This is a genomic window from Bariatricus massiliensis (assembly GCF_900086725.1).
Taxonomy (GTDB): domain Bacteria; phylum Bacillota; class Clostridia; order Lachnospirales; family Lachnospiraceae; genus Allocoprococcus; species Allocoprococcus massiliensis.
In genome coordinates this window covers 458,217-477,969 of sequence record NZ_LT574836.1, presented here as the reverse complement: position 1 = coordinate 477,969, position 19,753 = coordinate 458,217, and the positions used below count along the sequence as shown (strand labels likewise).

Annotated in this window: 15 protein-coding genes; 5 read left to right on the top strand and 10 right to left on the bottom strand. The window is 46.0% G+C overall.

Features of this window, described 5'->3' with window-relative positions:
• Positions 1-10 precede the first annotated feature (10 nt).
• From rsxC to BN6465_RS03865, 5 genes are all read right to left on the bottom strand, one after another.
• Positions 11-1,330 carry an electron transport complex subunit RsxC gene (gene rsxC / locus BN6465_RS03885; protein WP_066731871.1) on the bottom strand — a complete coding sequence of 440 codons (1,320 nt, stop codon included), beginning with the start codon at positions 1,328-1,330 and terminating at the stop codon, positions 11-13.
• 176 nt (positions 1,331-1,506) lie between these two features.
• Positions 1,507-2,601 carry a 30S ribosomal protein S1 gene (rpsA, locus tag BN6465_RS03880; RefSeq protein WP_066731869.1) on the bottom strand — a complete coding sequence of 365 codons (1,095 nt, stop codon included), beginning with the start codon at positions 2,599-2,601 and terminating at the stop codon, positions 1,507-1,509.
• Positions 2,582-3,436, bottom strand: coding sequence for a 4-hydroxy-3-methylbut-2-enyl diphosphate reductase (ispH, locus tag BN6465_RS03875; RefSeq protein WP_066731868.1), 855 nt, complete (start codon positions 3,434-3,436; stop codon positions 2,582-2,584). The genes rpsA and ispH overlap by 20 nt, the downstream gene beginning before the upstream one ends.
• An 81-nt stretch (positions 3,437-3,517) precedes the next feature.
• Positions 3,518-4,681, bottom strand: a complete 1,164-nt coding sequence (locus BN6465_RS03870) for a C40 family peptidase (protein WP_066731867.1) — start codon at positions 4,679-4,681, stop codon at positions 3,518-3,520.
• Positions 4,682-4,878: 197 nt separating this feature from the next.
• A complete protein-coding gene (locus tag BN6465_RS03865; RefSeq protein WP_066731866.1) occupies positions 4,879-5,961 on the bottom strand; it encodes a C40 family peptidase in 1,083 nt (360 codons plus the stop codon).
• 249 nt (positions 5,962-6,210) lie between these two features.
• Here BN6465_RS03865 and BN6465_RS03860 point away from each other — a divergent pair, with 249 nt between their 5' ends.
• A complete protein-coding gene (locus BN6465_RS03860) occupies positions 6,211-6,579 on the top strand; it encodes a VOC family protein (RefSeq protein WP_066731864.1) in 369 nt (122 codons plus the stop codon).
• Between the two features lie 60 nt (positions 6,580-6,639).
• Here BN6465_RS03860 and BN6465_RS03855 read toward each other — a convergent pair whose 3' ends face one another.
• The 5 genes from BN6465_RS03855 to argS form a co-directional block, all read right to left on the bottom strand.
• Positions 6,640-8,139, bottom strand: coding sequence for a glutamate synthase subunit beta (locus BN6465_RS03855; protein ID WP_066732765.1), 1,500 nt, complete (start codon positions 8,137-8,139; stop codon positions 6,640-6,642).
• An 11-nt stretch (positions 8,140-8,150) separates the two neighbouring features.
• Positions 8,151-12,686 carry a glutamate synthase large subunit gene (gene gltB, locus BN6465_RS03850; RefSeq protein WP_066732764.1) on the bottom strand — a complete coding sequence of 1,512 codons (4,536 nt, stop codon included), beginning with the start codon at positions 12,684-12,686 and terminating at the stop codon, positions 8,151-8,153.
• Positions 12,687-12,784: 98 nt separating this feature from the next.
• Complete coding sequence (locus BN6465_RS03845; protein ID WP_066731862.1) at positions 12,785-13,666, bottom strand: CPBP family intramembrane glutamic endopeptidase; 882 nt, start codon at positions 13,664-13,666, stop codon at positions 12,785-12,787.
• A 4-nt stretch (positions 13,667-13,670) separates the two neighbouring features.
• Positions 13,671-14,837, bottom strand: a complete 1,167-nt coding sequence (locus BN6465_RS03840) for an alanyl-tRNA editing protein (protein WP_066731860.1) — start codon at positions 14,835-14,837, stop codon at positions 13,671-13,673.
• Between the two features lie 9 nt (positions 14,838-14,846).
• Positions 14,847-16,613, bottom strand: a complete 1,767-nt coding sequence (gene argS, locus BN6465_RS03835; RefSeq protein ID WP_066731855.1) for an arginine--tRNA ligase — start codon at positions 16,611-16,613, stop codon at positions 14,847-14,849.
• Positions 16,614-16,791: 178 nt separating this feature from the next.
• Here argS and BN6465_RS03830 point away from each other — a divergent pair, with 178 nt between their 5' ends.
• From BN6465_RS03830 to BN6465_RS03815, 4 genes are all read left to right on the top strand, one after another.
• Positions 16,792-17,703: a deoxyribonuclease IV gene (locus BN6465_RS03830; protein ID WP_066731854.1), complete on the top strand. Its 912-nt coding sequence runs from the start codon at positions 16,792-16,794 to the stop codon at positions 17,701-17,703.
• 163 nt (positions 17,704-17,866) lie between these two features.
• Positions 17,867-18,238 (top strand): GntR family transcriptional regulator, encoded by a 372-nt coding sequence (locus BN6465_RS03825; protein ID WP_066731853.1) that lies wholly within the window; start codon positions 17,867-17,869, stop codon positions 18,236-18,238.
• A complete protein-coding gene (locus tag BN6465_RS03820; protein WP_066731851.1) occupies positions 18,235-18,933 on the top strand; it encodes an ABC transporter ATP-binding protein in 699 nt (232 codons plus the stop codon). Before BN6465_RS03825 ends, BN6465_RS03820 begins: the two co-directional genes overlap by 4 nt.
• Positions 18,927-19,733 (top strand): hypothetical protein, encoded by an 807-nt coding sequence (locus tag BN6465_RS03815; protein WP_066731849.1) that lies wholly within the window; start codon positions 18,927-18,929, stop codon positions 19,731-19,733. The genes BN6465_RS03820 and BN6465_RS03815 overlap by 7 nt, the downstream gene beginning before the upstream one ends.
• Positions 19,734-19,753: the final 20 nt, after the last annotated feature.

Genomic DNA, 19,753 nt, shown 5'->3' with positions numbered 1-19,753 from the left:
CTCTGTTCTTCTACTTTTTCTTCTTATTGGCAAGCGCCGTCTTTCTCATGGAGCCGATGGACTGTTTCAGATGCCTCTTAGCCGGGCACACATAGCTGCAGGAACCGCATTCCACGCATTCCAGTCCATTCTGCTTCACGAAAGCTTCTTCATCGTGACGCTCCGCCATATCTGCAAGCCTAGACGGAATAATCCTGCTCGGGCAAGCTTCCACGCATCTGCCGCAGTTAATGCAGGCCGTCGGCTCGCATGCAGCAACTTCATCTTTCGTCAAACAAAGAATAGAAGAAGATGTTTTCGTAATTGGTGTATCTAGTGTATACATGGCAAAGCCCATCATGGGGCCGCCTGAAATCACTTTCTCGGTGCCTTCTTTCAATCCGCCAGCAGCCTCGACCAGCTCTTTCTGGTTCGTACCGAACAGAACTTTATAGTTCCCCGGATTCTCAACACCGTCGCCACTTACGGTCACTACTCTTTCCATAGAAGGAATTCCCTTTACAACCGCATTGTAAATGCTGATAATCGTCTCAACATTATCCACCACACAGCCGGCGTCTGCCGGAAGCATAGACGAATTGATGGCGCGCTTCGTTGTCGCATAGATCAACTGGCGTTCAGCGCCCTGCGGATACTTGGTCATCAGTGTGACAACTTCCATGCGTGGTTCACCTTTTACAAGAGCCTTTAATTTTTCAATACAATCCGGTTTATTATCTTCAACACCAAAGATTCCTTTCGCATTGTCGAATAACTTTAAAATGACTTTCATCCCGCCCACAAGAAGCTCAGGCGATTCCATCATCCTCCGGTAATCGGCCGTAATGTAAGGCTCACATTCCGCGCAGTTGGCGATGATGTAATCAATCTTTTCCGGCTCTTTCGGAGACAGTTTCACGCGGGTAGGAAAGCCTGCGCCCCCCATACCTACAATTCCCGCATCTGCGATCATATTGAGAATCTCTTCTTTTGTAAGTTCTTCCAAGGGCTTAACCTGTGGATGTTCTGCCTCTTCATATTCCCCGTCGTTCTCCACTACAATACTATTCACCTTTGCACCGGTAGGATTGATGTGAGGTTCAATCGCCTTTACCGTGCCGGATACTGAAGAATAAATCGGAGCGGACACAAATCCTCCCGCTTCTGCAATCTTCTGGCCCTTCAGTACGCGGTCGCCTTTTGCGACAACCGGATTCGCCGGCGCGCCTATGTGCTGTGAAAGTGGGTATACAAGATCGCCCTGAGGCAAAAGCGTTATGATGGCTTTATCCTTTGACAAGCTTTTACCGTCATTCGGGTGAACTCCACCTTTAAATGTTAAAAGTCCCATTTTCTCTTCCTTCCTTCCTTTATTATCTTTTATAACTATACAAAAAATCACGGCATAAATCCATAGCTGTACGATAATTTATTGTACATTTCGCAGTACATCTTGACTTTTTTTTAACGCTTAAAAATAGGGATAGAGACTATCTCTAGCCTCTATCCCCTCGTGATTTCTATGAACTATTCAGCCTCAGTCTCCTCGACTTCCGCTGCTTCTACCTGTGCCGGCTCAAGCGCCTTCATGCTCAGGCTGATTTTCTTTTCTGCCTCGTTCAAGTCAACAATCTTAGCTGTGATCATCTGTCCTACTGACAGTACATCAGATGGTTTCTCCACGTGTGCCTTAGAAATCTGTGACACATGAAGCAGTGCGTCTACTCCCGGAGCAAGCTCAACAAATGCGCCAAAATCGGTCATTCTCGCAACTTTACCTGTCACTTCTGTACCCACTGCATAATCCTCTGCAGCGTTAGCCCACGGATTCGTCTCCGGGAACTTCAAACTTAACGCAATCTTTGTATCATGGATATCCTTCACAAGTACTTTCACTTCCTCGCCTACGGTAAACACCTTCTTCGGATTCTCTACTCTGCCCCAGGACATCTCAGAGATATGAAGGAGTCCGTCTACTCCACCAAGGTCGATAAATGCGCCAAAGTCTGTGACATTTTTAACAGTACCTTCTACCGTGTCACCGATGTTAAGCTTAGCAAAAAGCTCTTTCTGCTTCTCAGCACGCTCTGCCACCAGAAGCTGTCTTCTGTCGCCAATCACACGATTCCTTCTCGGATTGAACTCACTGATAACAAATTCAATTTCCTGATCCTGATATTTAGATAAATCTTTCTCATAGGTATCAGACACCAGACTTGCCGGAATAAATACTCTGGCCTCATCAACGACTACGCTCAATCCTCCTCCGAGAATCTGAGTAACCGGAGCTTTCAGCACTTCTTTGTTCTCAAAAGCTTCTCTCAGTCTCTCATTGCCTTTTTCAGCAGCCAGCCGTTTGTAGGTAAGAAGTACCTGTCCTTCTCCGTCGTTCACCTTCAATACTTTAACAGTCATCGAATCACCAACAGATACAACAGTTGTCAAATCCACATTCGGTTCGTTGGTATACTCACTTCTTGTAATGATACCATCTGCTTTGTACCCTATATTTAAAATGATTTCGTCCGGCTTAACGTCGATTACAGTACCATCTACAACCTCTCCGTTATGTATTGTTTTGAATGACTCCTCTAACATTTGTTCAAAAGTTAATTCTGACATTGTTTTGAACCTCCTCAATTATATTGTTGGGCGTGGATGCCCCTGCTGTAATACCTACTGTTTCCACGGACCTTAATTGATTCGTATCCAAATCGCCAAGTGTCTGTATATAGTACGTATTGTTACATGCATCTCTGCAAATTTCAAATAACTTTTGCGTGTTCGAACTATGCTTGTCACCTATAACAATCATAGCATCCACCGCTCCTGCAATCTCTCCCGCCTCTGTCTGGCGTTCCTTCGTAGCATTGCAGATTGTATTTAAAACACTTATATAATAACCCTTTTCCGAAATAATTTCAACTAATTCTTTGAATTTATTGTAATTAAATGTCGTCTGTGCAACAATACAGATTTTCCTGACGTCTTCACAAGAGAATTCTTTCGCTTCCTCCGGTGTCTTGATTACCGTCGCATCGTTCGCCGCCCAGCCCCGGATTCCTTCTACTTCAGGGTGTTCCGGATTTCCTATAATAATAATGTGGCTGCCTTTCTCGCTCTCTTCTTTTACAATCTTGTGAATGCGCTTGACGAAAGGGCAGGTGGCATCTACATAGACAATTCCTTTACCATCCAGTTTATCGCAGATACGCTTGGGCACACCGTGTGAGCGAATAATGACGAGTCCGTCCGTAAGAGCATCAAGCTCTCTTTCCTCCCGCAGCACCTTCACTCCGTGCTGTTCCAAGTCCTTCACCACTTCCTCGTTATGTATAATCGGTCCGTAGGTGTATATCTGCTTCTCTTTTTCCTTTTCAACCTGCTCATAGACGGTGTCTACCGCACGCTTTACACCAAAACAAAATCCAGCGCTTTTAGCTCTGATTATCTTCAATTTCTTTTAGCTCCTCCTTAATTCTAAAAAGTCCTGATGGAGCATCTGCCATCAGGACTCTTTTCTTTTTTCAATATGCTTTTACCAATATCTTCTATACCATGGACTTCCATATACACTGGCAACCCGCACAACATCGCCCGGCTGTGGCGCATGTATCATCTGGCCGCCTCCAATATAAATTCCAACATGGCCAGAATAACAGACAATATCGCCCGGCTGCGGACTGGACACATACTGTCCGCCGGCTCCCTGAGGACCAGAAGTTCTTGGAATAGAAATTCCCGCTACCCTGTGGCAATACTGTGTAAGGCCTGAGCAGTCAAGCGCCTTATAAGGCGTCGTTCCACCCCATACATAAGGTGTGCCCAGCTGGCTGTAGGCCGCACTGACAATCGCACTTGCAGCACTTGTATTGTTGCTGCTTGAACCGCCGCCTTGGCTGCTGCTTGTACCACCACTGCCTGAGCCGCCGCCTTGGCTGCTGCTTCCGCCGCCGCTGCCTGAGCCGCCGCCTTGATTACTCGTTCCGCCGCTGCTGCCTGAGCCGCCGCCTTGGCTGCTGCTTCCGCCGCTCTGTTGAGCGCTGGCCTGAGCCGCTGCTGCAGCTTCTGCCGCCGCTTTTTCTTCCGCTTCTCTGGCCGCAGCTTCCACCGCCGCCTGAAGCTGCTGGTCAAGGTCTGCGACCTCAGCCTGCTTTGATTCCAATGTGGAATTCAAGTTCTCTTTCTCAGAAGCGAACTCCTGCTGGGTCTCTTCCAGCTCTTTCTGCTCTTTCTCAAGAGTATCTTTTAATGTAGCAATTTTTTCCTTTGTTGCGACATATTCATCCAATTGATTTCTGTCATAATTATGTACGTTCTGAACATATTCAGCCTGATTGAGCAATTCACTTATGCTCCCAGAAGAAAACACCTTTTCAATCGCAGTGTTAGTTCCCTGCTCATACATATATTTAATACGAAGCTTCATCGCTTCATACTGTTCTTTTTCCTTCTCTTCAGCCGCCGCCAAATCTTCTGTCGCCTGAGTGATCTCTTCACCTTTGGAAATCAATTTCGTCTCCAAATCATTGATTTTCCCCAGTACTTCCGTCAACTGAGACTGCAGAGAGTTCACCTGACTCTGCGCTTCGTCTTTCTGCTGCTGAATAGCATCTGTGTCAGGAGCCGCCATTACTGTTGTTGCAATAAAAGTGCTCATAACAAGTGATGCTATGAGCCCGCGTACGTACCTTCTCTTCATAACCTTACCTGCCTTATCAATTATTTTGTTATTTATATGCCCCCACATATTGGCTTAAGCATACACCAAATTCCGCGTATTTTCAAGCTTTTTTCCCTTTTTCCTGTAATTTCCGCCTTCATTATCCAGCCTCCACTACATATAGATATAAGAAGCGGGAGCTGACACAATTGGTCTTTTCCCGCTTGCTTTTATTTTTACCAATATCTTCTGAACCAATGTGACGCATAATTCACACTAGTATAACATACAGACTGTCCCGGCTGCGGCGCGTGTATCATCTGGCCGCCGCCCACATAGATGCCCACATGACCGGCATAACAGACTACATCGCCCGGCAATGCTTCTGAGGCGCTGACAGAACGTCCGCCTCCTCCAATCGCACCGGAACTGTGAGATAGCGAAATCCCCGCGGCTTGATGCGCTCTCATGACAAGTCCTGAGCAGTCAATACCACTGTAGGAAGCCCCTCCATATACATACGGAACCCCCAGATAGCTGGAAGCCGCACTCACAATAATTCCTGCTTTGGAAGAATCTCCTGTACTCACATTTCCACCGCTGTTATTGCCCGGATTGCTATTCTGGCCTTTGTCCTGATTGCCGCTGACACCATTTCCCTGACCACCGCCGGCTGCCACTGTCTCTGCTGCCGCCGCTTCCTCCAACTGCTTCTGGGCCGCCGCTTCGGCTGCCGCCTGCAGCTGGGCATCCAAGTCTGCGACCTCGGCCTGCTTTGATGCCAGTGTATCGTTCAGACTAGTCTCTTCCGCCGCATATTCTGTCTGCATCTTCTCCATGTTAGCCGCTTCCGTCTCAAGCGTAGACTTAAGGTCTGCAATCTGCTGCTTTGTCGCAACATATTCTTCTAACATCTTTCTATCATAGCTATGTACGTTCTGTACATACTCTGCTTTATTCAAAAGATCCGAGAAATTCTGTGCTGTGAGAATTGTCTCCAGCATACCTGACTCCCCGCCCTCATACATGAACTTTATCCTCAGCTTCATGTCCTCATACTGCTGTCTTTCCTTCTCTTCAGCCGCCTTCAAATCTTCCTCGGCCTGACCAATCTCTTTCCCCTTTTCAATCAAATCGCCTTCCAACTGATTGATTTTCTCCAGAAGAGTCTGTAACTCAGCCTGCAGCGAATTCACTTCACTCTGAGCTGCGCTCTTGCTATTTTCCAAGTCATTGACACTTGGTTCTGCAAAAACAGGACTTACCACCAATGCACTCGCCATCAAGGACGCCACCAGCGCTTTTCCAAATTTTCTCATAATCCACCTACCCTAACTTCTTATTTTTTTATGTAGATTTTCTTATTTTCTTATTTACTCTCCCAGCACCTAAATCGATTATATAGTACTTTAGTCCATTTTGCAATATTTTTTAACAATTTTGTAACAATTATTTTGATTTTTTTATTCTCAGTCCACTGTTTTATGCATACAATATATACGTTTTTCACTTTAAACCTTACCATATTTATGCTAAACTGAAATAAAACCAAGAGAGGAGAATACTTTATGAATTTTACATTTAACCACAACAATCTTAACGTGCTGGATCTAGAAAAATCTATTCAATTTTACGAAAAGGCTCTCGGCCTCAAGGTAGAGCGCATCAAGGAAGCTGACGATTCTAGTTTCAAGCTCGCTTTTTTAGGCGACGGAACTACCGGACATCAATTAGAACTCACATGGCTGCGGGATATGGACCGGCCTTATAATCTAGGTGACAATGAATTTCATCTTGCATTTACAGTAGATGATATGGACGCCGCTCTGGCACTTCACAAAGAAATGAATTGTGTATGTTTTGAAAATAAGGATATGGGAATCTACTTCATAGAAGATCCAGACGGCTACTGGCTGGAAATAGTTCCTGCCAAATAAAGTGAATGATATAGAAACAGCGCCGTCCGCTATGGTGAGGGCGCTGTTCCCGTATAATTCTCACTGTACAGACAGATTCGTATATCCCATCAAATCCATATCCACCTCCCGTGCTGCCTCTCTTCCTTCTCGGATTGCCCACACGACTAATGACTGCCCTCGATGCATATCTCCTGCTGTATATACGTTTTTCACGCTTGTCTTATAACTACCGGATTCTGTCCATACTTGAGTCCTCTCATTTAAGTCCGTACCGAATGCTTTGGGCGCATATTCTTCCGCCCCCAAAAATCCAGCGGCTATCAAGACTAGATTTGCTTCAACCGTATACTCACTGCCCTGTACTTGCTCCATAAAAAACTTCCCGCTTTTTTCGTCCTTCTTACTCTTTAGATTTACAAGCACCACTTTGTAAAGATTTCCGGATTCGTCTTTGATGAACTCTTTGACTGTCGTCTGATATATTCTTGAATCTTTGCCAAATATCACAGCAGCTTCTTCCTGTCCATAATCTGTCTTGTGTACCTTGGGCCATTCCGGCCACGGATTGTCACAGGCTCTTTCACTTGGAAGCTTCGGCATCATTTCTATCTGCATAACAGATTCTGCCCCGTGCCGGATGCAAGTACCTACACAATCATTTCCTGTATCCCCACCCCCGATCACTAACACTTTTTTCCCTTTTGCGGACAAATATTCTCCTTCCTTAAGACTCATATTATGCCTCCAGATGCATTTCGTGGTAGACTTCAGAAAATCCACCGCAAAATAAATCCCTTTGGCATCCCTTCCCGCAGCCTTAATGTCTCTGGGATTCGATGCCCCACAGGCAAGGATTACCTTGTCGTATTCTCTTAATATAGAGGAAACCCGGATATCCTTCCCCACATCACAGTCAGGCTTAAAGATTACCCCTTCCTCTTCCATCACCGCAATCTTTCGGTCGATGACCTGCTTCTCCAGCTTCATATTCGGAATACCATAGCGCAGTAACCCACCCACCCTGTCTTCGCGTTCATAGACAGTTACCAAATGGCCTCTGCGGTTTAACTGGTCGGCCGCCGCAAGTCCTGCAGGCCCAGAACCAATGACCGCCACCTTCCTGCCGGTCCGTACCCTCGGCGGCTCTGCTTTTGCGTACCCCATAGCATAAGCATTTTCTATGATTCCAAACTCGTTGCCTTTTGCAGAGACAGCCCTGTCATGCAGACTGCAGGTACAGGATGCCTCGCACAAGGCCGGGCAGACCCGGGAAGTGAATTCCGGGAAATTGTTGGTCTTTATAAGACGATAGTACGCTTCCTCCCAGTTGCCGTGGTATATCAAATCATTCCACTCGGGTATCAGATTGTGAAGTGGGCATCCACTGGCCATTCCCATAATCATTTGTCCCGACTGGCAGAAGGGGACCCCGCACCCCATGCATCTTGCCCCCTGAAGTTCCTGCTCCTCTCTGGACAGCGGGGTGTGAAATTCCTGAAAATGCTTTATCCGCTGTTCAGGCTTATCTGTTTTCTGATCTTTCCTTTCATATTCCATAAATCCTGTTGCTTTTCCCATATACACCATCCCTATCCATTCTTTGCCATTTCGTAAAATGCTTCAATTCTGGCCTGCTCACTGCTATATCCCTTTTCTTCCAGCTGAAATATCAATGTCAGCATCTTCTCATAATCATAAGGTATGATTTTTTTAAATCGAGGAAGGTACTCTTTAAAATTGCCAAGAATTTCTTTTCCGATTGCCGAAGCCGTATATGCCACATGCTCTTCAATCATGGTCTTCAACTCTGTAACATCCAGCTTTGCTGAGACCCGCTCAATATTGACAAGCTGTTTATTCACTTTTGTATACAAATCACTGTCCATATCCAAAACATAGGCTACTCCCCCGCTCATTCCGGCTGCAAAATTCTTACCTATTTTACCAAGCACCACAACTCGGCCACCGGTCATATACTCACATCCATGGTCGCCCACGCCCTCAACGACCGCTGTTGCCCCTGAATTCCTCACGCAAAACCGCTCGCCCGCAATTCCGCTCACAAAAGCCTTTCCACTGGTAGCTCCATAGAGCGCTACATTCCCAATAATAATATTTTCATCTGATCTGTACCGCACTCCTTGAGGTGGATTCACAATCAGTTTTCCCCCTGAAAGTCCCTTTCCAAAATAGTCATTGCTGTCTCCAGTAAGTTTCAGTGTAAGACCTCTCGGTATAAATGCACCGAACGACTGTCCTCCGGCCCCCCGGCATTTTAGTACGAAGCTGTCTTCCGGCAGCCCTTCCGGGTACATTCTTGTTATCTCAGAGCCTAACATCGTTCCGAAGGCCCGATCCGTGTTGCTCACATCTATCTCCATGCTCTTTCTTTGTTTCTTTTCCAGCGAAGGGCGAAGTGCTTTTAGAAGCACTTTAAAATCAAGCGTATTTTCTAATTTAAAGTCAAAGGCCTTCTCCGCACGATAAATCATCCCCTTTTCCCGCTTCGCATAGGGGTTATTTAAAATAGGAGACAGATTCAAAACTGCCGCACGATTTGAACTCGGGACATCTCTTATCTTCAGTAAATCTGTACGGCCAACAAGCTCATCCACGGTGCGCACTCCCAGCTTAGCCATATATTCACGCAATTCCTCCGCTATAAACTTCATGAAGTTTATTACGTACTCCGGCCGGCCTGTAAATCGTTTACGCAGTTCAGGATTTTGGGTGGCCACTCCCACAGGGCATGTATCCAGATTGCAGACCCGCATCATGACGCATCCCATTGTCACAAGTGGAGCCGTCGCAAAGCCGAACTCTTCCGCCCCCAGAAGCGCTGCGATTGCCACGTCGCGCCCGCTCATCAATTTCCCGTCAGTTTCAAGACGAACTTGCTCTCTGAGGCCATTCTGAATCAAAGTTTGATGTGCCTCCGCCAATCCCAGCTCCCACGGCAGTCCCGCATTGTGTATAGAACTCCTCGGCGCCGCCCCCGTACCTCCATCACAGCCGGATATAAGAATGAGTCCTGCGCCTGCCTTAGCCACTCCGGCCGCAACAGTCCCTACTCCAGCCTCCGATACAAGTTTCACCGAAATCCTCGCATCCTTATTGGCATTTTTACAATCATAGATGAGCTGTGCCAAATCTTCAATAGAATAAATATCATGATGGGGCGGCGGAGATATCAGTCCAACTCCCGGTGTGGAATGCCGTGTTTTCGCAATCCATGGATAAACTTTTATTCCGGGCAGATGCCCACCCTCTCCCGGTTTAGCCCCCTGCGCCATTTTTATTTGAATTTCCTTTGCGCTCACTAGATATCGGGACGTTACGCCGAACCGGCCACTGGCAATCTGCTTGATAGCGGAACATCTGTCACTGTCTAGACGCTCCACATCTTCGCCTCCCTCCCCACTATTGGATTTTCCATGTAATGTATTCATTGCAAGCGCCAATGTCTCATGTGCCTCTTTAGAAATAGAGCCGTAGGACATCGCTCCGGTCTTAAATCGTGTCACGATTGTATCTACACTCTCTACTTCCGACAACGGAATTCCTTTTTTAGGATACGCAAAATCCATCTGCCCTCTCAGTGTAATATATTTCGCTTCTTCATCTACCATCCTTGTATACTGTTTGAACATATTATAGTCTCCACGTCTGGACGACTGCTGAAGCATATGTATTGTCCGGGGATTATAGAGATGCCTTTCACCCCCGCTCTTAGCTTTATGCTGTCCCTCACTGTTCAATGTTAAATCTACGGTAAGTCCCAGCGGGTCAAATGCTTCCAAATGATGTTCCATGTAATCCGAAGCAATCTCCTCAATTCCAATACCGCCCACCCGGCTCACTGTCCCTGTGAAGTATTTCTCAATGAACTCTGTCCTCAGGCCTATCGCCTCAAATATCATCGCCCCTTGATAGGACTGTATCGTGGAGATGCCCATCTTGGAAGCTATTTTAACGATACCGCCAATGACTGCTTCATTATAATCATCCACTGCCGCATAGTAATCTTTCTGCAGCATATTCGTGTCTATCAATTGCCTAATAGATTCATGAGCTAAATAGGGATTCACCGCAGAAGCGCCATAGCCGAGAAGGGCCGCGAAATGGTGGACCTCCCTTGGTTCCCCCGTCTCCAGAATCAGTGCGACAGCCGTTCGTTTTTTTGTACGGACAAGATGCTGGTGCACGGCACTTGTGGCAAGAAGAGAAGGTATCGGCACATGGTATTCATCTACTCCTCTGTCACTTAAAATTAACAGATTGACTTGTTCTCTTATGGCTCTGTCTACTTGAATAAACAAATGTTCAATAGCTTTCTCCAGACTGGAGCTTTTATAGTAAGTAATAGACAGCTCAGAGATTTTAAACCCTTTTTTATTTAAGTTCTTAAGTTTCAGCAAATCCGTATTTGTTAGAATCGGATTCTTTATCTTCAGCATCCGGCAGTTCTCTTCTTTCTCCTCCAAAAGGTTGCCGTCTTTTCCCACATAAACGCTGGCAGATGTCACGATTTTTTCTCTTATCGCATCAATCGGTGGATTAGTGACTTGCGCAAACAGTTGTTTGAAATATCCGAACAGAGGCCTATGTTTCTCAGAAAGTACATCCAATGGATTATCGGCCCCCATTGCACCAATACTTTCCGTCCCATTCTTCGCCATATTAAGAATGGATGTCTTTACTTCCTCATAAGAATATCCAAATGCCTTCTGTAGCTTTTGACATTCTTCTTTTGTGTATTGGATTGCTTTTTGATTAGGAATCCTGAGTGCTTCTAATTCTATCAAATTGTTATCCAGCCACTCACCATAAGGCCGGGAAAAAGCATACATATCTTTCAGCTCGTCGTCATCCAGCACTTTTCCCTTCACCGTATCGACCAAAAGCATTTTTCCCGGGTACAGACGTTCTTTTACCAGAATCTTGGAAGGTTCAATGTCAAGAACCCCCACCTCTGAAGAAAGAATCAACCTGTCATCATCAGTGATATAATACCGGGAAGGCCGCAGGCCATTTCTATCCAGAACCGCTCCCAAAATTTCTCCGTCAGAAAACAAAATAGAAGCAGGGCCATCCCAAGGCTCCATCATAGTAGCGTAATACTGGTAGAAATCCTTCTTCTTCTGAGGCATAGTCCGATTATTCTCCCACGGCTCTGGTATAGATATCATGACTGCCAGAGGAAGAGGCATCCCGCTCATCACCATAAATTCCAGCGCATTATCCAGCATCGCCGAATCCGAGCCCTCAATATTGATAGCCGGAAGCACTTTATACAATTCCCCTTTTAGATATTCCGATTCCATGTTCTCTTCTCTTGCGCGCATCTTATCCGCATTGCCCCGTATCGTGTTTATCTCGCCGTTATGTACGATATAACGATTCGGATGTGCCCTCTCCCAGCTGGGATTCGTGTTCGTGCTGAATCGAGAATGCACCACTGCAATAGACGATTCATATTCAGGGCTCTGTAAATCCTCATAGAACATACGGAGCTGCTGAACAAGAAACATCCCTTTATATACAATCGTACGGCTTGAAAGTGAAGCGACATAGGTATCGTCACTACTCTGTTCGAAAATTCTCCTCACTACATACAGTCTTCTGTCAAACTCTAACCCTCTCTCAATTTTTTCAGGTCTTTCGATAAACGCCTGCATGATACAAGGCATACAGTCCAGCGCCTTCTTTCCTAATATCCCTTGATGAACAGGGACTTCTCTCCATCCCAAAAATTTTAACCCTTCTCTTTCGGTGATGACTTCAAAAATATTTTTTGCCTGATTCCGCTTTAATTCATCCTGAGGGAAGAAAAACATACCCACCCCGTAATCTTTTTCAGAACATAAAAAGATGCCGAGAGGTTTACAGACTTTGGAGAAAAACTTGTGGGATATCTGTAATAAGATTCCAACTCCGTCTCCGGTCTCACCTTCGGCATCCTTGCCAGCTCTATGTTCTAAATTTTCTACTATCTTCAATGCATCTGTGACTGTCTCGTGGGTCTTACGCCCCTTGATATTCACAACAGCACCAATTCCGCAGTTGTCATGCTCGAAATCCGGGCCGTATAAACTGCATTGCCTATTCAATTTTTGCCTGCTCATAAGTTCCGCCCTTTCTGAATTGATATACCATAGATTACTTTTATGATTTATCACTATACAGCATTTCCTTCAAAAAGTAAACAGAAACTTTTACTAAATTATCCGTTATTTTTCATGTCCGTCTCTTCTTCTTGATTCCCTTTAATATTACGAATCATCAAGAACATTGCCGCAGCAACAGCCGCAGCAGCCGCTGTGCTGATACTTAACCAGAACATATTTGTAAACATCCAATCAAATATTTTTGCCTTTGTCCCCACAACCGAAGTTAAATTCATCACTATATGGAGAAGGGCAGGCGCCTTGAGCGTCCCCGTCTTTTCATAGGTGTACGCAAGCAGAAGGCCCAGCACCCCTGCATAGATGAACTGTACAAGATTGCCGTGGGTCACCCCAAATATCACCGCTGAAAATACCATGGATATCACCACTGGCATATTCTCCCGCATACGCTTATAGAGCAGTCCCCTATAGACCAGTTCTTCCGCAATCGGAAGAAGTATGCCCAGACCGACGATCTGTACCCACAGCGGAGACTGGTAAATCAGCTGGGATGTGTCCTGATAAGTCTGGCTCACTGATGATATGCTGCTCAGAATCAATAGATTATTAAGGGCAATGCATGCACCGATTCCCATCACGGCAATCACCCCATATTTGAAAAAGGGCATCTCCTGATGGGCAGCCATTCCCTTCTGCTTTTCATTTACCCGGTCACGGTGATATATATACCCCAGCACTGCCAAAGTAATCACAGCAGAAACCGTCGCTATCTCCACCGAATACTGCGACAGCTCTAAAGACAAATTCATCGCCTGCTCCATCAAGTTCTCCTGTGTGCCGCCCAGATTCAGCCTTGACCTGTTCAATACAATATAGGCTGCGCCTGCCGCCCCCTCCACGACAAAGTCAATCACCCACTTTATCAATAAGGGGCCGAACAAATACCAGAATTGATTCCTTGTACGTTTCTGCTGCATTTTTTTACTTCCTTTCTTCTGCCGCTCCCAAAATGAACTCCCTGATTTCCTCTTCTACTCCTGACACAGAGCCTTGTGTCATCTCTGGCTTACCGCCCCCTCGTCCTGAAAAGGCTGCGTTGAGGCTTCTGCACAATTCTCTCACATCCTGCGACCGGCTTCCTAAAACATAGCGGTAACCTTCCTTTGTATCTCTTGTAAAGACCGCACAGATGCCGGCTCCTCTGTCAAGAATCAAATTCATCAGTTCTCTGGCTCCGTTTCCTGCAAGTTCTTGTTCGAACAGGCAGACCACCGCCTCGTCCTCCGGTACCTCTCCGGCCCGGTATTTGAGAATTTTTCTCTGTATCTGAGCCAGCTGCCCCTTTAACTCTAAACACTCGTCCTTGAGGCGTTCCACCGCGTCCGCAATCAACTCCTCCTTGGCAGATAAACTGCGCATGATCGACTTCACACTTGCCTCTTTTGCCCGGTAGTCTCGAAGAGCCCTGAATCCGCATACCATAGTGATACGCACTCCGCCTTTATAATTCTGTGCTTGAATAAATTTAAGCAGTACGATTTCTCCAGTATAGCTCATATGTGGCGCACAGCATGCGCAGACGTCCACATCCGGGATGGTGATGATGCGGACCTGCCCCTCTATCTCAATCTTACTGCGGTATTCCATTTTGGCTAACTGCTCTTTGTCCGGATAAGACACCTCCACTGGGAGGTTTGCGGCTATCACTTCATTTGCCGCATACTCAATCTCATCCAATTCCTCTTTTGAAAGAGCTCCGCTCAAATCCAGAGTACATATCTCATCGTTCAGATGAAATCCCACATTGTCATAGCCAAAGCGGCTGTGAATCAGTCCTGACACGATGTGCTCTCCGGTGTGCTGCTGCATTCTGGAGAAACGTTTGTCCCAGTCGATTTCCCCTTTTACCCTGCTTCCCGCCGCCAAAGGCTTCTCCGTCATATGGAGGATAGACTCCCCTCTCTCCTGCACGTCAGTCACTCGTACATTATCCAGCGTACCTGTATCCGCCGCCTGTCCTCCTCCCTCAGGAAAAAAGGCAGTTCTGTCAAGAACTACCTCAAACATCTTTCCTGACGGCTCACATGAGATAACCGTGGCCGTAAATGCCTTCTGATGGCTGTCTCTATAAAATATCTTTTCCGTCATAATAATCCTCTACATTCTCTCCGGTGCTTCAAACCCTAAAAGGTCAATACACGTATTCAATATATCTCTTGTCAGTTTGAGCATACCTATATAACTCTTCTGCTTCTGCGCATCTTCCTCTGCAAGAATCTTTGTCTCATGATAAAAGCGGTTGAACGCATTGGCCAGCTCATAGACATACGCGCAAATCTTGTGGGGCGCCAATTCCTCATAAACCGTCTCCATCATACTATTGAACCTGCATGCTTCCAGCATCAATGCCTTTTCGCTCTCTGACCGGGCAGCCAAAATCTTAGTATCATCAATTGTATTGCCCGCCTGCTCATACTTAGCAAGAATGGATTTAATTCGTACAATTGTATATAAGATATAAGGGCCTGTGTTCCCTTCAAAGGAGATAAAACGGTCGATGTCAAATACATAGTCCTTGGACGCCTGATTGGATAGATCGCCATACTTTATGGCTGCAAGTCCGACAACCTTCGCCGTTGCTTCTGCCTCTTCATCCGATACGGTGCGGTTGTCTGTAATCTTTTCATACATTTTCCCCGTAATATCCGCAATCAGGTGTTCCAGCCTCATGATGCCGCCTTCTCTTGTCTTAAAGGGCTTGCCGTCCTTGCCGTTCATCGTACCGAACCCAAGAAAAGAAAGCTTCGTCTCCTCGCGCACGATTCCGGTCTTCTTGGCGCAGCGGAATACTTGTACAAAATGAAGCTCCTGACGCTTATCCACCACATAGATCACCTCGTCCGGCCGGAACAATTCTTCTCTTTCCACCAAAGTAGCTAAATCTGTCGTATCATAGAGCGCCGCCCCGTCGGACTTCAGAATCATGCAGGGAGGTACTTCCTTCGTGTCCGCATCTTCCTTGACATCAACGACAAGAGCTCCCTCGTCCAGATGCGCATATCCCTCTGCTTTCAAGCGTTCGACCATATCGGGAATATATTTTTGGGCATCTGCCTCTCCCTTCCACAAATCAAACTCCACATTCAAATTGGAATAGTTCTTTTTCAGGTCATTGACAGATACATTCATAATGTGATTCCACAACGCACGATAACCTCTCTTGCCGTTCTGAAGCTCAAAGGTAGCCTGAAGCGCTGCATCCCTGTATTCCTCATGTTCTTTGGCATACGCGCTGGCAGTCGGGTATATCTCCTCAAGATCCCCGATAGTAAAGGGCGCCTCTTCCGGGTATTCTCCGGTATATTCATCGTCAAAATAAGGCAGTTCAGGCTGACGCTTTTTAATCTCTGTGATGATCAGGCCCATCTGATATCCCCAATCGCCCAGATGGATATCTCCCGTCACATGATTCCCCATAAAGCGGTTGATCCGCTTCAGGCTCTCGCCGATAATCGCGGAGCGCAGATGTCCTACATGCAGCGGCTTGGCCACATTCGGCCCGCCATAATCTATAATAATGTTCTTGGGCGTCTTTTCTTCTTCCACGCCCAGCTTCTTATCACCCGACATAAGATTCAGGAAATGTGCCACAAATTCCGGGTTCGTCCTTAAATTGATGAAACCGGGATTCACCGCCTCCGCTTCTTTTATACTATTATTTAACGAAAGTTTTTCCACAACATCATTGGCTATCATGATTGGAGCCTTGTGATATTTCTTTGCTCCCGCCATAGCGCCGTTGCACTGGTATTCACATAAGTCCGGGCGGTTGGACAAAGTCACTTTTGCCAATTCTTTATCATATCCGGCTTCTTCAAACGCCTGCTCCAGTTCATCCGTTATTAAATCCAAGATTGTCTTCATTGTATATCCGTCCCTCTCTAATTTTAGTATTCACATCGAGAAATTACTGTACTTTCCGACGATAGACTATTCTCTATTATATAGGAATCCTTTTCCAAGTGCAACCGTTCATATTGCTTCTTTTTCAGAATCATGTATAATCTACAGTGAATATCAGATTATTTCAGGAGGAAAATCTATGGAATTATTACTTGGCTCTCACGTAGGAATGAGTGGAAAAGAAATGCTCCTCGGCTCCGCCAAGGAAGCCGTCTCCTACGGGGCAAACACCTTTATGTTTTATACAGGCGCGCCTCAGAACACTCGGCGCAAGGCTGTCAGTGAATTGAATATTGATGCTGCCTGGGACTATATGTCAGAGCACGGCATCAAAGAAATCGTGGTACATGCACCCTATATCATCAATCTGGGAAACGCTGTGAAGCCAGAAACTTACCAGCTGGCTGTCGATTTTTTGAATTTGGAAATAGAGCGCACGGCAGCATGCCGCTCTCATACCCTGATTCTACATCCCGGCGCACATGTGGGCGAGGGAGCAGAGGTGGGGACTGCACAGATTATCAAGGGGCTGAATGAAGTCCTGACCAAGGACACCCCCTGCCACATCGCCCTTGAGACGATGGCTGGCAAAGGCTCCGAGATTGGAAGAAGCTTTGAAGAACTGGCAAGAATCTACGACGGCGTCATCCATAACGACAAACTGCGTGTCTGTTTCGACACCTGCCACACAAGTGACAGCGGTTACGATATCATACACGATTTTGACGGTGTGTTGGATGAATTTGACCGCATTCTTGGAAAAGAGCAGATAGCGGTCTTCCATATAAATGACAGTAAAAATGTCCCCGGCGCCGCCAAGGACAGGCACTCTAACCTAGGATTCGGAGCTTTGGGATTTGAGGCGCTCTCCTATGTAGTCCACCACCCCGATTTTATGTCTGTGCCCAAAATACTTGAAACACCTTATGTACCGTCGCCCACCCTGCCCAAAAAGTCATATCCGCCTTACCGGTATGAAATTGAAATGCTCAGGGAAAATCACTTTGACCCCGGCCTTTTAGAGCGGATAGTTGCAGATCAGGAATCTTAAGTCCTTCCTTTTTAAATGTGCAAAACAACGGGTTTTCACTTGACATTTATATGATTGGCATGTACTATTGTATTATATTCATAATACAGTTAGTCTTGAAATATGCGGTGACTTTAGGGGGAAGGCCGCTGTATGTCATAAAAGAAGAAAGAGGTGCAATTAAATGCCATGGGACTTGGACAATGACAGACCAATATACCTCCAGTTAATGGATCGTATTAAAGCGGACATCATCTCCGGCAGGTATTCTCCGGGGGACAAGCTCCCCTCTGTCAGGGAACTGGCAATGGAGGCTTCTGTGAATCCCAACACGATGCAGAAGGCCTTATCTGAATTGGAGAGGGACGGCCTCGTCTACGCAAGACGGACGAGCGGCCGTTTCATAACGGAGGATGAGGACATGTTGAAGAAGATGAAACGAGAACTTGCAAAAGAAAACATTAAAAATTTTATGGAAGCAATGCAGCAGCTGGGCTTTAATAAGAGGGAGGCACTAGAGCTTCTGCAGGAAATTCTGAAGGGGGAGGAACTATGAATCCAATACTAGAATGCCACGGCTTAACGAAAAAATATGGTGATTTCTCCGCGCTTACTGACCTGAATCTGACGTTGGGACGGGGACAGATCGTCGCTCTTTTGGGACCGAACGGCAGTGGCAAGACCACATTAATAAAACTAATCAATGGACTTCTGACACCCACTCAGGGAGAAATACTGATATCGGGTCAGCATCCGGGCGCTTATACCAAAAGCATTGTCTCCTATCTGCCCGACCACAGCTATCTCCGGGATAAAATGAAAGTGGATGATATCATCAAATACTTTTGTGACTTTTATGATAATTTTATATCTGAGCGGGCTTATGAGATGCTTGCATCACTTTCTATCAATCCTAAGGCAAGGCTTGGCACACTCTCCAAGGGAGACAAGGAGAAGGTACAGCTTATTCTTGTCATGAGCCGCAAAGCTGAATTATATGTACTGGACGAGCCTATAGGTGGTGTAGATCCAGCGGCCAGAGATTATATTCTGCGCACGATTATCGGAAACTATGATGAGAATGCAACCGTACTCATTTCCACACATTTAATAGCCGACATTGAAAATGTTCTGGACCGTGTGCTGTTTCTTCAAAATGGACGGCTTATCATGAATGAAACTGTGGATGATATCCGTACAGCAAACGGCAAATCGGTGGATGTATATTTCAGGGAGGTATTCAGATGCTAGGAAAATTAATTAAATACGATATGAAAACCCTCTCCCGGTTTTTAGTCCTGATTCATATTCCGATGATTATTCTGGCCATCATCGGCAGATATTTCGGTGTAGAACGAATACTAGCCGTAGGAAAGCCAGAGCTTCCTTCCGTGCTTTCACTACTGTTGTGTATTATCTACTGGTCTTTTATCAGTATATTTACACTTTTATATGCGGCGGTCTACACATACCGCAATCTCTTTATGCACGAAGGTTATCTTACCTTAACGCTGCCCGTGAAAACAAGTACACAATTGTGGGCAAAGCTATTGTCCGGAGCGCTGTGGATCTTGATTGATTCGCTTATATTATATGTGTCTCTCATCATTGTCGCATCTGTGCCCGAATTATTAGCTGTAATGCAAGAATCGATGCCGGCAGTATTGGCCTTGTTCCAGTTCAGCAGTCCCAGTGCCTTAGGCTGGGTCATGGCGGCTCTCACTCTCGTGGGCGCATTCGGGAACATGGCAATCATCTTAGGCTCTCTCTCATTGGGACATTGCTTCAGAAAACACCGGGTGCTCATATCCATTCTAAGCTACTGTGGATTTCTGGCGATAAACCAAATGGTCGGAGGCGCCATCGGAGCCGCCGCATCTATCCGGAATTTTCAGTATCTGGAAGCAACCGGACAGCAGATGCCTGACAGCGCCATATTCAATTTCTACCACAGCTTGTTCGGCATCACCATGGTACTTATGATCATTTTCAGTATAGCCAGCTTTATCTTTAGCTGTCATGTACTGAAAAAACGGGTGAACTTAGATTAATCAACATAATAATGTACAAA